The sequence below is a fragment of the Streptomyces sp. NPDC059092 genome, from assembly GCF_042756365.1.
Lineage (GTDB): Bacteria > Actinomycetota > Actinomycetes > Streptomycetales > Streptomycetaceae > Streptomyces.
This window is the reverse complement of sequence record NZ_JBHZEJ010000066.1, coordinates 35601-50195: the sequence shown is the minus strand read 5'-3', so window position 1 is coordinate 50195 and position 14595 is coordinate 35601. Positions and strand designations below refer to the sequence as shown.

At 72.5% G+C, this 14595-nt stretch carries 11 protein-coding genes; 4 read left to right on the top strand and 7 right to left on the bottom strand.

Annotated elements, in window-relative coordinates; genetic code table 11:
- Positions 1 to 1194 (top strand): tetratricopeptide repeat protein (locus tag ACFXPL_RS29535; RefSeq protein ID WP_384925287.1); only part of this gene is annotated, 1194 nt, incomplete at its 5' end.
- Positions 1194 to 2825 carry a nickel transporter gene (locus ACFXPL_RS29530; RefSeq protein WP_384925285.1) on the top strand — a complete coding sequence of 544 codons (1632 nt, stop codon included), beginning with the start codon at positions 1194 to 1196 and terminating at the stop codon, positions 2823 to 2825. The genes ACFXPL_RS29535 and ACFXPL_RS29530, both read left to right, overlap by 1 nt.
- Positions 2826 to 2852: 27 nt before the next feature.
- Here ACFXPL_RS29530 and glmM read toward each other — a convergent pair whose 3' ends face one another.
- The 4 genes from glmM to ACFXPL_RS29510 form a co-directional block, all read right to left on the bottom strand.
- On the bottom strand, positions 2853 to 4211 hold the full coding sequence (gene glmM / locus ACFXPL_RS29525; RefSeq protein WP_384925283.1) for a phosphoglucosamine mutase: 1359 nt from the start codon (positions 4209 to 4211) through the stop codon (positions 2853 to 2855).
- Positions 4212 to 4477: 266 nt separating this feature from the next.
- Positions 4478 to 5005 carry a 30S ribosomal protein S9 gene (gene rpsI, locus ACFXPL_RS29520; protein WP_329828631.1) on the bottom strand — a complete coding sequence of 176 codons (528 nt, stop codon included), beginning with the start codon at positions 5003 to 5005 and terminating at the stop codon, positions 4478 to 4480.
- Between the two features lie 42 nt (positions 5006 to 5047).
- The gene (gene rplM / locus ACFXPL_RS29515; protein ID WP_384925281.1) at positions 5048 to 5491 is read right to left on the bottom strand and encodes a 50S ribosomal protein L13; all 444 of its coding nucleotides are present in this window, start codon (positions 5489 to 5491) and stop codon (positions 5048 to 5050) included.
- 324 nt (positions 5492 to 5815) lie between these two features.
- Entirely contained in the window at positions 5816 to 7462 is a 1647-nt protein-coding gene (locus tag ACFXPL_RS29510) for an ABC-F family ATP-binding cassette domain-containing protein (protein WP_384925279.1), read from the bottom strand.
- Positions 7463 to 7614: 152 nt separating this feature from the next.
- Here ACFXPL_RS29510 and ACFXPL_RS29505 point away from each other — a divergent pair, with 152 nt between their 5' ends.
- Entirely contained in the window at positions 7615 to 8583 is a 969-nt protein-coding gene (locus ACFXPL_RS29505; protein WP_384925277.1) for a hypothetical protein, read from the top strand.
- A gap of 65 nt (positions 8584 to 8648) precedes the next feature.
- A complete protein-coding gene (locus ACFXPL_RS29500; protein ID WP_384925275.1) occupies positions 8649 to 11657 on the top strand; it encodes a glycosyltransferase in 3009 nt (1002 codons plus the stop codon).
- A 107-nt stretch (positions 11658 to 11764) separates the two neighbouring features.
- Here ACFXPL_RS29500 and truA read toward each other — a convergent pair whose 3' ends face one another.
- The 3 genes from truA to ACFXPL_RS29485 all read right to left on the bottom strand — a co-directional run bounded on the left by truA (position 11765) and on the right by ACFXPL_RS29485 (position 14425).
- Entirely contained in the window at positions 11765 to 12583 is an 819-nt protein-coding gene (truA, locus tag ACFXPL_RS29495) for a tRNA pseudouridine(38-40) synthase TruA (RefSeq protein WP_384925296.1), read from the bottom strand.
- Between the two features lie 172 nt (positions 12584 to 12755).
- A complete protein-coding gene (rplQ, locus tag ACFXPL_RS29490) occupies positions 12756 to 13268 on the bottom strand; it encodes a 50S ribosomal protein L17 (RefSeq protein ID WP_384925273.1) in 513 nt (170 codons plus the stop codon).
- 134 nt (positions 13269 to 13402) lie between these two features.
- Positions 13403 to 14425: a DNA-directed RNA polymerase subunit alpha gene (locus ACFXPL_RS29485; protein ID WP_329828625.1), complete on the bottom strand. Its 1023-nt coding sequence runs from the start codon at positions 14423 to 14425 to the stop codon at positions 13403 to 13405.
- Positions 14426 to 14595: the final 170 nt, after the last annotated feature.

Below are 14595 nucleotides of genomic sequence, written 5' to 3'. Positions count from 1 at the left end.
GGCCGTGGCCCCGGGGCCACAGTCGGCTCCGGCTCCGGCTCCGGCTCCGGCTCCGGGGATACGGTCGCCTCCGCCCGGCGTCGCACGGAGGCGTTCCCCGACGACCCCGCCGCCTGGAACGGGCTCGCGCGCGCCGCGATCGAGCGGGCCCGCACCACCCTCGACGCGGGGCCGCTCGACACCGCCGACCGGGCGCTGCGCCTCTCCCTCGCCCTCGACGGCAGCGGCAACTACGGTGCCGTGACCGGCCAGGGAATGCTCGCCAACGCCCGGCACGAGTTCGCCGGCGCGCGCGAACACGCGCTGCGCGGAACGCGGATGGCGCCCGACCGGCCGGACGCCTACGCCGTCCTGGCCGACGCCGAGATCCAGCTCGGCCACTACCCGGCGGCGCGGGCCGCCGTACAGCGGCTGCTCGACATCGCCCCGGCGAGCGCCGCGTACAGCAGGGCCGCGTACGACCTGGAGACCCACGGCAGGCCCGAGGACGCGGCCATCGCGCTCCAACGGGCCGTCGACAGCGCGGCGAACCAGGACGAACGGGCCTTCGCCGAGGCCCGCCTCGGCGATCTGCTCGGGTCCGGAGGCGATCCGGACGCGGCCGAGTGGCACTACCGGCGCGCCCTGGACGCCGTCCCCGCGCATCCCTACGCGGAGGCCGGGATCGCGCGCGTGACCGCCGCGCGCGGGCAGACCGACACGGCCCGTGCGCTGTACGGGAAGCTGGTCGCGCGGACGCCGTTGCCGCAGTTCCTGCTGGAGGCGGTGGAGCTGCGCCGGGCGTCCGGGGATCCGGGGCAGGGCGGCGAGGGGGCGGCGCTGGCTGCGCAGGTGCGGCTGGCGCGCGCCGACGGCGGCCCCGTCGACCCGCATCTCGCCCTCTACGCGGCCGATCACGGCGATCCCGAGGTGGCGGTGGAGCTGATGCGCCGGGAGTGGACCCATACCCGCGGCGTGATCGTCGCCGACGCGCTGGGATGGGCGCTGCACCGTGCGGGGCGGGACGCGGAGGCCCTCACGTACGCGATCCGCGCGGCCGGGACAGGATGGCGGAACGTCATGTTCCGCTACCACCGGGGCGTGATCGAGCAGGAGTTGGGGAGGGCGGAGGCGGCGCGCCATCTGCGTGAGGCCGCCGCCCTCAACCCGTACTACTCCCCGCCCGCTCCCCACCGCGCCGACTGGAGCGGCTGATGCCGGGCCTCCGCCGTACGGCGCCCCTGCTCGCGCTCCTCACGCTGCTGCTGTCGGCGGCCGTGCCGACGGCGGCCCACGCCCACCCGCTGGGCAACTTCAGCGTCAACCACCACGACGGGCTGCGGCTGTCCCACGACCGGATCGAGGACACCGCCGTCGTCGACAGCGCGGAGATCCCCACCGCGCAGGACCAGGACGCCACGGACACCGACCGGGACGGCACGGTCTCCCCCGCCGAGGCCGCGCACCGGGCGGCCGAGCGGTGCGCCGAACTGGCGCGCCGTACCAGGGTTTCGGTACGTGGCGAGCCCGCCGCCTGGCGTACGGGCCGCTCCACCCTGACGTACGGGAAGGGGGCGGCCGGTCTCCCGGTCGCCCGGCTGACCTGCGCGTTACGGGCCGACGCCGCGCTCTCCCGGCCGGCCGGCGTCACCTTCGCCTCGGGGGCGGACGTGGCGCGGACCGGCTGGAAGGAGATCACGGCCGTGGCCGGGGACGGGGTGCGGCTGACGGCGTCGTCCGTACCGGCGGGGAGTCCGACCGAGGTGTTGCGGCGGTATCCGACGGGCGAGGGCGAGCAGCCGCTCGACGTGACCGGTGCGACGTTCCGTACGGAGCCGGGCGCGGCGGGCGCGGCGGGAGCGGCCGGGGCGGCCGGGGCGGAGTCGGCCGGTCCAGGGCCCGCCGGTCCGGAGTCGGCGGGTGCGGCGACGGCGGGTGCGGCGCCCGCCGTTCAGGCCATGGCCCGGGACGCGGTCCTCTTCCCCGCGCTGGAGCACCGGCTCACCGCCCTGACCTCGGGCCGGGATCTCACCCTGCCGGTGGGCCTCCTCGCCGTGCTGCTGACGCTGCTCCTCGGCGCCGGGCACGCCGCCCTCCCGGGGCACGCCAAGCTCGCGGTCGCCGCCTGTCTGGCCCGCCGGGAGGGCGGGGTACGCGCGGCGCTGGCGGTCGGGGCGACGGTGACGGCGACCCACACGGCCGGGGTCCTGGCCATGGGGCTGGCGCTCACGGCGGGCGGCGGGTTCCTGGGGGAACGGCTGCTGGGGTGGCTGGGTGCGGTCAGCGGCGCGGTGATCGCGGTGCTGGGGACGGTGCTGGTGGTGACGGCGGTACGAGCGTTACGGACGGGGCGCCTCCCCTCGGCGCACACACATCACGAACACCATGGGCATCACGGGCACAGCCACACCCACGGACACGGGCACACCCACTCCCACACCCACCACGGGCACACTCACACCGACGCACACGGACGCGGACACGGACGCACACACGTCCACGGGACCGGCCCCACGAAGCCCCGTCGCGGCGGGCTCCCCGCCCTCCTCGGCGTCGGGCTCGCGGGCGGACTGGTGCCCAGCCCGTCCGCCCTCGTCGTCCTGCTGGGTGCCGTGGCCCTGAGCCGTACGTCCTTCGGAGTCCTGCTCGTCGTCGGCTACGGCCTCGGGATGGCGCTCACCCTGACCGCCGCCGGGCTGCTGCTCGCGGGCGGTGGCGGCCGGCTCGCCGCCCTGGGCGAGCGGCGCCTCCCGGCGCTGCGCCGCTACACCCCGTACGGCACGGTCCTGACCGCGTTCGCGGTGCTGGCCGTGGGCATCGGCCTCACGCTGCGCAGCCTGCTCTGAGGCCGGTGCCCGGTGCCGGGACGGCGGTCAGCCCAGCGCCGACTTCACCGCGTCGGCCAGCCGCCCGGCCACCGCGCGGGCCTGTTCGATGTCGGCGGCCTCGACCATGACCCGTACCAGCGGTTCCGTGCCCGAGGGGCGGAGCAGGACGCGGCCCGTGGTGCCCAGGTCGCGTTCCGCCTCCGAGACCGCCGAGGCGAGTTCCGCGGAGGTCCGCACCCGCGCCCTGTCGACGTCGGGCACATTGATCAGCACCTGCGGCAGCCGCTGCATGACGCCCGCCAGATCGGCCAGGGTGCGGCCGGTGGCGGCGACGCGGGCCGCCAGCATCAGGCCGGTCAGGGTGCCGTCGCCGGTGGTGGCGTGGTCGAGGACGATGACGTGGCCAGACTGTTCGCCGCCGAGGGCGTAGCCGTGCTCCTTCATCGACTCCAGGACGTAGCGGTCGCCGACCGCCGTCTCGACCAGGCGGATGCCCTCGCGCTCCATGGCCATCTTGAAGCCGAGGTTCGACATGACCGTACCGACCACGGCGTCGCCCCGCAGGGTGCCCGCCTCGCGCATCGCGAGGGCCAGTACGGCGAGGATCTGGTCGCCGTCGATCTCCTCGCCTTCGCCGTCCACGGCGAGGCAGCGGTCCGCGTCGCCGTCGTGGGCGATGCCGAAGTGCGCGCCGTGCTCGACGACCGCCGCTTTCAGCAGGCCGAGGTGGGTGGAGCCGCAGCCGTCGTTGATGTTCAGGCCGTCGGGCTCCGCGCCGATGGTGATGACCTCGGCGCCCGCGCGGGCGAACGCCTCGGGCGAGACCCGGGCCGCCGCGCCGTGCGCCTCGTCGAGGACGACCTTGAGGCCGTCGAGCCGGTTGGGCAGGACGCCGATCAGGTGTGCCACGTACTGATCGAAACCTTCGTCGTACGAGCGGACCCGACCGACGCCGGCGCCGGTCGGCCGCGCCCACGGTTCGCCGGTGCTGTGCTGCTCGTACACCGTCTCGATACGGTCCTCCAGCTCGTCCGCGAGCTTGTGCCCGCCCCGGGCGAAGAACTTGATGCCGTTGTCGGGCATGGCGTTGTGACTCGCGGAGAGCATCACGCCGAGGTCGGCGCCCAGCACACCGGTGAGATACGCCACCGCGGGGGTGGGCAGCACACCGACGCGCAGGACGTCCACGCCCGCGCTCGCGAGACCCGCCACCACGGCGGCCTCCAGGAATTCGCCCGAGGCGCGGGGATCTCGGCCGACCACGGCCGTGGGCCGGTGCCCCTCGAACGTGCCCACCTCGCCGAGCACGTGCGCCGCCGCGACCGACAGACCGAGCGCAAGCTCGGCCGTCAGGTCGGCGTTGGCGACACCGCGCACGCCGTCCGTGCCGAAGAGTCGTCCCACAGCTCTCCCTCCGAGAACGCCTGAGCGGCGCCAGTGCCGCCCTGGACGAGAGCGCTCCGAAAACCCAAGCGCTCCGAAAATGATCCGAAAATGCGAAGCCATGCACATACACGTAAGGCCATTGAGCACCGGCTGCACTCTCGTGCACCCTGAATGCTGTTATACGCCCGAGGCTCGCGATAAACGAACGCCCCGGCGGCACGGAGTGCCGCCGGGGCGAACGGTAGGCCGAAAGGCTGTGAAAGCCTGAGCCGGCCGGGTGCGCTTTAGCGCTTGCTGTACTGCGGCGCCTTGCGGGCCTTCTTGAGACCGGCCTTCTTGCGCTCGACCGCACGGTCGTCGCGGCTCAGGAAGCCGGCCTTCTTCAGCGTGGCGCGGTTGTTGTCCACGTCCGCCTCGTTGAGCGAGCGGGCCACGCCGAGGCGCAGGGCGCCGGCCTGACCGGAGACGCCGCCACCGGAGATACGGGCGATGACGTCGTAGCGGTTGTCGAGCTCAAGCACCTTGAAGGGCTCGTTGACAGCCTGCTGGTGCACCTTGTTGGGGAAGTACTCCTCAAGGGTGCGACCGTTGATCTTCCACTTGCCGGTGCCCGGAACGATCCGGACGCGGGCGATGGCGTTCTTGCGACGGCCCAGGCCGGCCGCCGGCTGCGGGTCGCCGAAGCGGCCCGCCAGCGACTCGGAGGTGTACTCGCCCTCGACGGGGACCTCCGACTCGAAGGTCGTCACGGCGTCAAAGGTCTCTTCGACCTCGGCGCCTTCGACGGGGGTCTCTGCAGTGGTCTCGGCCACGATGCTCCTCAGATTTCTTTTCGTCTTAGGGGGTGGCCGGAACTACTGCGCGACCTGGGTGATCTCGAACGGCACCGGCTGCTGGGCAGCGTGCGGGTGCTGGTCGCCCGAGTAGACCTTCAGCTTCGAGATCATCTGACGGCCCAGGGTGTTCTTGGGGATCATGCCCTTGATGGCCTTCTCGACGGCCTTCTCGGGGTTCTTCGCCAGCAGCTCGTCGTAACGGACGGAACGCAGACCACCCGGGTAACCGGAGTGGCGGTACGCCATCTTCTGGGTCTTCTTGTTGCCGGACAGGTGCACCTTGTCCGCGTTGATGATGATGACGAAGTCACCGGTGTCAACGTGCGGCGCGTAGATCGGCTTGTGCTTGCCGCGCAGAAGGTTGGCGGCGGTGGTCGCCAGACGGCCCAGGACGATGTCCTGCGCGTCGATGATGTGCCACTGGCGCGTCACATCGCCGGGCTTGGGGCTGTACGTACGCACGGTCGTATGCCTTCGCTTCTTCAGTGATGAGGTTCCCGCAGCCCGCGAGGGTTGTGGGACGGGTCCTGACAAGGCCACCCGGACGATCACGACAGCCATGGTGATGCGACGGGGACGCAACCCGTGCACCTACCGCTGTCCATCGGCCCGGTGAACCGGCGTAAGGGCCCCTCGCGTGAGAACGACCAAGCCAATACGCATAACGAACCAGCAGAATACCGCCGCCGCCCCGTACGGGTCAAAACGGGGGTCACACCGGGACAAGCCCGCCACGCACCACGTCCCCGCCCACCGTCTCCGCACCGCCCACCGCGCCCGTACCACTCACCGCGCACGCACCACCCTGCGCTCGTCCCACACCGGCTCCGGCGTCTCCCGTACGACCCCGTCCGAGCCGAAGACCAGATAGCGATCGAACGAGCGTGCGAACCAGCGGTCGTGTGTCACCGCCAGCACCGTCCCGTCGTACGCCTCAAGGCCCTCCTGGAGCGCCTCCGCCGACTCCAGGTCCAGGTTGTCCGTCGGCTCGTCCAGCAGCAGCGCCGTCGTCCCCGCCAGCTCCAGCAGCAGGATCTGGAAGCGCGCCTGCTGGCCGCCGGAGAGCTTGTCGAAGGGCTGGTCGCCCTGGCGCTCCAGCTCGTACCTGCGCAGCACGCTCATCGCGCCGCCCCGGTCCTTCGCGTGTTCCGTCCACAGGATGTCGACGAGCGGCCGCCCCAGCAGCTCCGGGTGCGCGTGGGTCTGCGCGAAGTGCCCCGGCACGACCCGCGCGCCGAGCTTCCACTCGCCGCCGTGCCGGACCTCCTCGCCGGCCAGCAGCCGCAGGAAGTGCGACTTGCCGGAGCCGTTCGAACCGAGGACGGCCACCCGCTCGCCGTAGAAGATCTCCAGCGAGAACGGCTTCATCAGGCCGGTCAGCTCCAGATCCTTGCAGGTCACGGCCCGTACGCCGGTACGGCCGCCGCGCAGCCGCATCGTGATCTCCTGCTCGCGCGGCGGCTCGGGGGGCGGTCCGGCCTCCTCGAACTTCCGCAGCCTGGTCTGCGCCGCCGCGTACCGGGAGGCCATCTCGTGGCTGACCGAGGCCGCCTGCCGCAGATTGATCACCAGCCGCTTGAGCTGCGCGTGCTTCTCCTCCCAGCGCCGCTTCAGCTCCTCGAACCGCGCGAACCGCTCCCGCCGCGCCTCGTGGTACGTACCGAACCCGGCGCCGTGCACCCACACGTCGGAGCCGCCGGGCCCCGGCTCCACGCTGACGATCTTCTCGGCGGCCGTGGCCAGCAGCTCCCGGTCGTGGGAGATGAAGAGGACCGTCTTACGGGTCTCCTTCAGCTTCTCCTCCAGCCACCGCTTGCCCGGCACGTCCAGATAGTTGTCCGGCTCGTCGAGCAGCAGCACCTCGTCGGGACCGCGCAGCAGGGCCTCCAGCACCAGCCGCTTCTGCTCGCCGCCGCTGAGTGTGCGCAGGGTGCGGAACTGGGCCTTGTCGTACGGGACGCCGAACGCCGCCGTCGTACAGATGTCCCACAGGGTCTCGGCCTCGTAGCCGCGCGCCTCCGCCCAGTCGCTGAGCGCCTGCGCGTACGCCATCTGCGCGGCCTCGTCGTCGACCGTCATGATCGCGTGCTCGGCCCGGTCCACGGCCTCGGCGGCCTCCCTGATGCGGGGCTGCGCGACCGAGACCAGCAGGTCACGCACCGTACGCTCGTCGCGTCCCGTGCCGTCGTCCCGCACCGACCCGACGAACTGCGACATCACCCCGAGCCCGCCGCTCACGGTCACCGTCCCGCCGTGCGGCTGCAACTCCCCCGCGATCATCCGCAGCAGCGTCGTCTTGCCCGCGCCGTTGGCCCCCACGAGGGCGACGACGCCTCCTTCCGCGACGCGGAAGGAGGCGTCGGCGAGCAGCACCCGCCCGTCGGGGAGGTAGTACTCCAGGTGCGCGGCCTCTACATGTCCCATGCTCCGCATTGTCGGCGCAGGCGGGGCCAGGACCCAAACCGGTTTCCGTGCCCCCTTCCACCTCACCCGCCCCACCCGTCCCACCGGGCCCGTTTCCCGGCCGGGTGCGCGGGGCAGGACGCACGCGCGCGCGACGCTCGGCGGGGCTTAAACTGCGCGGCATGAGCTTTGGGCATGGGCAGGGGGGGCAGGGCCCTTCGTGGGGCGGCCCCGGTTCACCGGACCACGATCCGTACGGAGCACGGCAGTCGCAGGGCGGGTACGGATCCCAGGACCCGTACGAGCCGCCGGCGTCGGACCCGTACGGCACACAGACACCCGACTGGGCGGCGCTGGCCGACGCGTCCGCCGCCCGCAGCCGCCGCAAGCGGTGGCTGATGATCGGCGGCGGGGTGCTCGCCACGGGCGCGGTCGCCGCGATCGTCGCGACGGCCGTCGTATCGATGAACGGCACCGGCGGCGCCGACGACGGTACGGAGAATGCCTCGGGCCAACTCCCCACCTCCTCCGCCGATCTGCCGGACCGGAGCGGCGAGCCCGCTCCGTCCTTCCCGTCGGCGGCGCCGCTGCCGCCGCCGGACCCGAAGGACTTCATATCCAGCGCCGACAAGGACAAGGCCCCGCTCGGCGAGGACACGTTGTTCCCCGGCAAGAAGCTGACGATGGGCGACCGCGTCTACCTCAAGGGCGCCACGACCTCCACCACCAACTGCGCCGCCGCGACCCAGGGCGCGCTGGGCTCCGTACTCGCCTCGAACAGTTGCGACCAGGTCATCCGCGCCACCTATCACAAGGACGGAGTGGCCGTCACGGTCGGCGTCGCCGTCTTCGAGCGGGAGGCCCAGGCGCTGAAGGCCAAGGACCAGGCGCAGGGCGGCGTCGCCTCGCTCTCCGGCGACGGGGTCGACACCTTCTGCCGGGCGCCCTCGGTCTGCCGCAAGACCACCAACTCGTACGGCAGGTACGTCTACTTCACCGTCGGCGGCTTCACGAGCGGCAAGAACGTCGTCAAGACCGACAAGGACGTCTACGCGATCGGCGACGACCTGGCGGAGTTCACCTTCCGCCAGATCCTCGGCCGGGGCCAGGCACAGGCGTCGGCGGCGGCCACGGAGCCCGTAACCCAGTAGCTGCCCCCGCGTTCACCTGAGTATGTTTCACAGAGACTGCACAGGATGATCACGGGGGAGAACCGATGACGGCCGTCAAGATCACTGTGGTGGTGCCGACGTACAACTCGGGACCCCACATCGAGCCGCTCGTCGACTCACTGCTCGGGCAGACCATGCCGCGCGACGCGTTCGAGGTCCTCTTCGTCGACGACGGCTCGACCGACGGGACCCCGGCGCGCCTCGCCGAACTCGCCGCCGAGCACCCCCACTTCCGCACGGTCTCCATCCCCAACTCCGGCTGGCCCGGCCGCCCCCGCAACGTGGGGGTGGCGGGGGCCAACGGCGCGTACGTGCAGTTCGCGGACCACGACGACCGGCTGGCGCCCGAGGCGCTGGAGCGGCTGTACGCGATGGCCGAGCGCAACCACTCCGACATCCTCATCGGCAAGGTCGCCAGCAACTTCCACGCCCGAGGCGTCCCGTACACCCTGATGAGCCGGACGCGCGAGTCCTGCACGGTGTGGAACGCGCCGCTGATCGACAGCCTCACCCCGCACAAGATGTTCCGCACCGCGTTCCTGCGCGAGCACGGCATCGTGCACCCCGAAGGGCCCTGGATCCTGGAGGACCAGCTCTTCATGGCCCGCGCCTACCTCAAGGCGTCCGTCGTCTCCGTCCTCGGCGACTACGTCTGCTACACGTACTGGGCGCGCGACGACGCCTCCAACGCCGGTACGTCGGCCATCGACCCGCGCTACTTCTACGGCAACCTGCGCCAGATCCTGGACACCGTCGTCGCGGGCACGGAACCGGGCCCCGCCCGCGACCGGCTGCTGCGCCGCTTCTACCGGGTCGAGCTGCTGCACCGCCTCGGGGTGGAGCCCGAGGGCCTGCCGACCGACCCGCCGTTCCGGGACGACCCGTTCGACGCCGTACGGGAGCTGGCCGACGAGTACATGACCGACGGCGTGCACGAGGGGCTGCCGGTCCTGTACCGCGTCAGGTCGACGCTGCTGCGGGCGAACAGGCCCGCCGAACTCACCGAGTTCACCCGCCGCCTGACGGAGCTGCGCGCCCACTGCGCCGTCGGACGCACGGGCTGGAACCGCGACCGCCTCAAGGCGTCCTTCACCGCCCGCTTCGAGGAACGCCCTGGCGGCCCCGGCCTGTTGCTGGCGCGACGCGGCGAGCGGTACTTCCTCGCCCCTTCGCTGACCGACGGGGTGCTGGAGCCCGTCGACGTGACCGACGCGCTGGGCACGTTCAAGGCGGACGTACTGCTGCGGCACACGGAGACCGCGCACGTGTGGCCGGTGGGGCGCGAGACCTCCCTCGTCCTGGAGGAGCACCAGGGGGCGCCCGGGGACGACGGCACGGTCCTGGTCCGCCCCGTCGTGCACGGCACCTTCGCCGTGGACCCGCTGCGTGCCGCGGGCGGCCGTCCGCTGGACGACGGCGAGTGGGAGGTACGGGTACGGCTCACCGGCGCCGGATTCGACCGGTACGCGACCGCGCTCGACGCCGGAGGCCGACCCCTGACCGTACGGCGTACGGACCCGCCCGCGGCCGGCGTCAAGGTCAGCGTCGTCGTACGGACGGCGGGCGCCCTGCGGACGGCGGGCGCCGCCGCGGACGTCGCACGGACGACGGGCGCCGCCGCCGACGCCCTGCGCCTCACCCTCGACTCCCTGGCCGCCCAGACCCTCCCGCCCGCCGCGTTCGAAGTGATCGTGGCCGAGGAGCGCGACGCCGGACTCGCCGACGCGACCGGGGCGTACGTCCTCTTCGTGGAGCCCGGCACCGAGCTGGGCACCGAGGCGCTGCAACGGCTGTACGCGTACGGCGTCGAGCACGACGCCGACATCGTCGCCGGAAAGCCCGCGGGCCGGGGCAGACCCGTCCCGCACGCGCTGTTCACCCGCGACCGGCCGCGGGCCACCCTCGCCAAGGACCCGCTGGCCGACAGCCTCGGCTCGGACAAGCTCTTCGACCGGGCGTTCCTCGCCGAACACGGGCTGCGCTTCGGCGCGGCTCCCGAGGTGGGCGTCGGGGGCCGGGAGACGCTGGCAGAGCAGGCGTTCACCGCCGAGGCGACCGTCCTGGCGGGCCGCACGGCCGTCCTCGGCCGGTACGTCTGCTTCCGCTACGGCCCGGCGCCCGAGGGCCCCGCGGCGGCGCCCGGCGCGTTCTACCCGGCGCTGCGCGCGCTCATGGCGCGGGTCGACGCCCTCACCGAGCCGGGCGCGGCGCGCGACCGGCTGCACCGGCGCTGGCTGCGCCTGGAGCTGCTGGACCGGCTGACCGGGACGGAGCTGCTGGATCTCGACGACGCCGCCCGGCGTGACCTGTTCGACGCGGTCCGCGCGCTCGTCAGGGACGGCGTCTCCCCCACCGCGGCCGCGGCGCTGCCCTCCGTGGCCCGGGTCGCGCTCGGCCTGATCGCCGACGGCCGCCCCGACGAGCTGCCGGCGCTCGCGCGCTGGGAGACGTCGATCGGCTGCCACGCCCGGCTGGACCGGGTGGTCCGCCCGGACGACGCCACGCTCCGGGTCACCTTCACCGCGCACCTGCGTACCGCCGAGGGCCCGCTGGACGTGTCGCTGCCGGACCCGGAGGCACGGCGGTCCCTGGCCCCGGTGGGGCTCGGCCAGCCCCTGCCGGAGCGCTTCGCCCGCGAACCGCTCACCGCGGGCGCGCACCCCGACCAGGCGTCCGCCGTCCTCGTCCTGCGCGACCGCGAGAGCGGCAAGGAACACCGGCCGGCCACGGAGTGCACCGTCGCGTACACCGGGGGCAGCGGGCTGAGCGTCACGGGGACGGCGTCCCTCACCGTGGCCGGCCTGCGCGCCGGCGTCTGGGACGCCTCCGTACGGCTGACCGCGCTCGGCTGGACGAAGACCGCCCGGCTCGGCGCGCACCGGAGCCCCGACGTACCGGAGGAGCTGCCGGCGGCCGACCGGATCGCCCCGTACTGGACCACTCCCGGCCGGGAGCTGTCCTTCCGGGTCGCCGCCCCACGGCCGGCCGGCCCCCGGCCCCGCATACTGCTGCACCGGGTGAGCCGCCGGCTACGCGGCGCGGCCCAGGCCTGAGGCGCCTGGGGCCTCTCGTTCGGATCTCGCTGGGCTCGCGTGCCCCGGTGCCGCGTCTCGCGGCACCGGACCCGTCCCCTTTTCCAGCCGGATCCGAACGAAAGGCCCTAGCAGCCCGCGCAGCCGCCCAGCGTCCGCTTGTTGCGTGCCTGGCGGTTGCGCGCGCCCAGCAGCTCGTCGGCCGGGTAGCCGACCTCCTCCAGCGTCAGCCCGTGCGGGCGTACGACATGGACCGCCGAGTCCCGTACGCCCGCCGCCAGGACCTTCGCCGGCCACTCCACCGGCCGGTGGCCGTCGCCCACGAAGAGCAGCGCGCCGACCAGCGAGCGCACCATGTTGTGGCAGAAGGCGTCGGCGCGCACGGTCGCGGTGATGACGCCGCTCGCGTCCCGCTCCCACTCCAGCCGCTGGAGCGTACGGATCGTCGTCGCGCCCTCGCGCCGCTTGCAGTACGCCGCGAAGTCGTGCTCGCCGAGCAGTCCGGCCGACGCGGCGTTCATCGCGGCCACGTCCAACGACCAGTCGTGCCACAGCACATGGCCGCGCAGCAGCGGGTCGACGCCCCCGGGGTGGTCGGTGACGCGGTAGGCGTACCGCCGCCAGATCGCCGAGAAGCGCGCGTTGAAACCCGCCGGCGCCTCCTCGGCCTTCCAGACCCGTACGTCGTGCGGCAGCCGTCCCGCGAGGCGCCGCAGCAGCCGCTCGCGGTGCTCCGCCCAGACGTCCAGCGGAAGATCCACCTGGGCGACCTGGCCGCGGGCGTGCACGCCCGCGTCGGTGCGCCCGGCCACGGTCAGGTCGTACGTCACGGAGGACCGCGTCACCGTACGGAGCGCGTCCTCGATCTCGCCCTGGACCGTGCGCCGGGTGCGCTGCCTGGCCCAGCCGGAGAAGTCCTTGCCGTCGTACGAGAGGTCCAGCCGCACCCGTACATGACCGGCCGCCGGGCCCTCGGGGTTCTCGGGGCTCCCGGTCTTTTCGACGACGCTCTCGGGGTTCTCGCTCACCTGCACACCTGTCCGATCCTCTCCCAACGGAAAACGGAACGGGCCCGCCCCCGTGAGGGAGCGGACCCGTCCGTACAGCCGACTGCAGGACTCAGGCGTCCTTGGACTCAGCCTCGTCCTTGGCCTCGGCGGCGGGCTTGGCGTCCTCGACGGTCTCGGCCGGAGCCTCGTCCTTCTTGAGGGCGTCTTCCTTGACCGCGCGCTTCGTGGCGGCCTCGGCCTCACCGGTGGCCTCCTGCGCCACGGTCAGGGCCTCGACCAGCTCGATGACCGCCATCGGGGCGTTGTCGCCACGACGGTTGCCGATCTTGGTGATGCGCGTGTAACCACCGGGGCGGTTCTCGTACCGCGGCGCGATCTCGGTGAAGAGCGTGTGGACGATGCCCTTGTCCGTGATCGACTGGAGCACCAGGCGACGGTTGTGGATGTCGCCCTTCTTCGCCTTGGTGATGAAGCGCTCCGCGACCGGACGCAGGCGGCGGGCCTTGGCCTCGGTCGTGGTGATGCGGCCGTGCTCGAAGAGCGACTTCGCGAGGTTCGCGAGGAGCAGCTTCTCGTGCGCGGCGCTGCCGCCCAGACGGGCACCCTTGGTGGGCTGCGGCATGGTGTTTCTCCTTGTGTCTGCACCGGCCGTATCAGGTACCGGTGTCAGTTCCCACGAGGCGGTCGCCCCGCGGAAGCGAAATCAGCTCAGCGCTGACCGGATTCCGCCCGTTGCCCGGCGGAACCCGGTACCGCTCAGTACTGCTCGGTCTCCACGAAACCGGCGTCCGCGTCGTCCTCGGCGCCGAAGGCGTCCGCGGCGGCGGTCGGGTCGAATCCGGGCGGGCTGTCCTTGAGCGCGAGGCCCATGCCGGCCAGCTTCGCCTTGACCTCGTCGATCGACTTGGCGCCGAAGTTACGGATGTCGAGCAGGTCCGCCTCGGAGCGGGCCACGAGCTCACCCACGGAGTGGATGCCCTCGCGCTTGAGGCAGTTGTACGACCGAACGGTGAGCTCCAGCTCCTCGATCGGCAGGGCGAGATCGGCGGCGAGCGCGGCGTCCGTCGGCGACGGGCCCATGTCGATGCCCTCGGCGTCGATGTTCAGCTCGCGCGCCAGGCCGAACAGCTCGACCAGCGTCTTACCGGCGGACGCCATGGCGTCGCGCGGCCGCATGGCCTGCTTGGTCTCGACGTCGACGATCAGCTTGTCGAAGTCGGTGCGCTGCTCGACACGGGTCGCCTCGACCTTGTACGTGACCTTGAGCACCGGCGAGTAGATGGAGTCGACCGGGATACGGCCGATCTCCTGGCCGACCTGCTTGTTCTGGACGGCGGAGACGTAGCCGCGACCGCGCTCGACGGTCAGCTCCATCTCCAGCTTGCCCTTGCCGTTCAGCGTGGCGAGGACGAGGTCCGGGTTGTGCACCTCGACACCGGCCGGCGGGGCGATGTCGGCGGCCGTGACCAGGCCGGGGCCCTGCTTGCGCAGGTACATCACGACGGGCTCGTCGTGCTCCGAGGAGACGACGAGCTGCTTGATGTTGAGGATGAGGTCGGTGACGTCCTCCTTGACGCCCGGCACGGTGGTGAACTCGTGCAGGACCCCGTCGATCCGGATGCTGGTGACGGCGGCACCGGGGATCGAGGAGAGGAGCGTACGGCGGAGCGAGTTGCCGAGGGTGTAGCCGAAGCCCGGCTCCAGCGGCTCGATCACGAACCGGGAGCGGTATTCGTCGACGACCTCTTCGGTCAACGAGGGGCGCTGAGCAATCAGCATGGTGCGATCCTTCAGTTGGGGACGCCCGCTATTTGACGTCCATCAATACTGACAAGGGTACGGGCGGCACGACGCGAAAGCGCCGTACCGCCCGCATCCTCAAGACAACCGGGCCTCAGACGCGGCGGCGCTTGGGGGGACGGCAGCCGTACTGCCGCGTGTGGGGGATA

Bases quoted from the DNA above. Each gene is read 5' to 3' on its own strand.
- ACFXPL_RS29530 (WP_384925285.1), top strand. From the start codon at position 1,194: ATGCCGGGCCTCCGCCGTACGGCGCCCCTGCTCGCGCTCCTCACGCTG.
- ACFXPL_RS29510 (WP_384925279.1), bottom strand. From the start codon at position 7,462: ATGCGGAGCATGGGACATGTAGAGGCCGCGCACCTGGAGTACTACCTC.
- ACFXPL_RS29505 (WP_384925277.1), top strand. From the start codon at position 7,615: ATGAGCTTTGGGCATGGGCAGGGGGGGCAGGGCCCTTCGTGGGGCGGC.
- ACFXPL_RS29500 (WP_384925275.1), top strand. From the start codon at position 8,649: ATGACGGCCGTCAAGATCACTGTGGTGGTGCCGACGTACAACTCGGGA.
- rplQ (WP_384925273.1), bottom strand. From the start codon at position 13,268: ATGCCGCAGCCCACCAAGGGTGCCCGTCTGGGCGGCAGCGCCGCGCAC.
- ACFXPL_RS29485 (WP_329828625.1), bottom strand. From the start codon at position 14,425: ATGCTGATTGCTCAGCGCCCCTCGTTGACCGAAGAGGTCGTCGACGAA.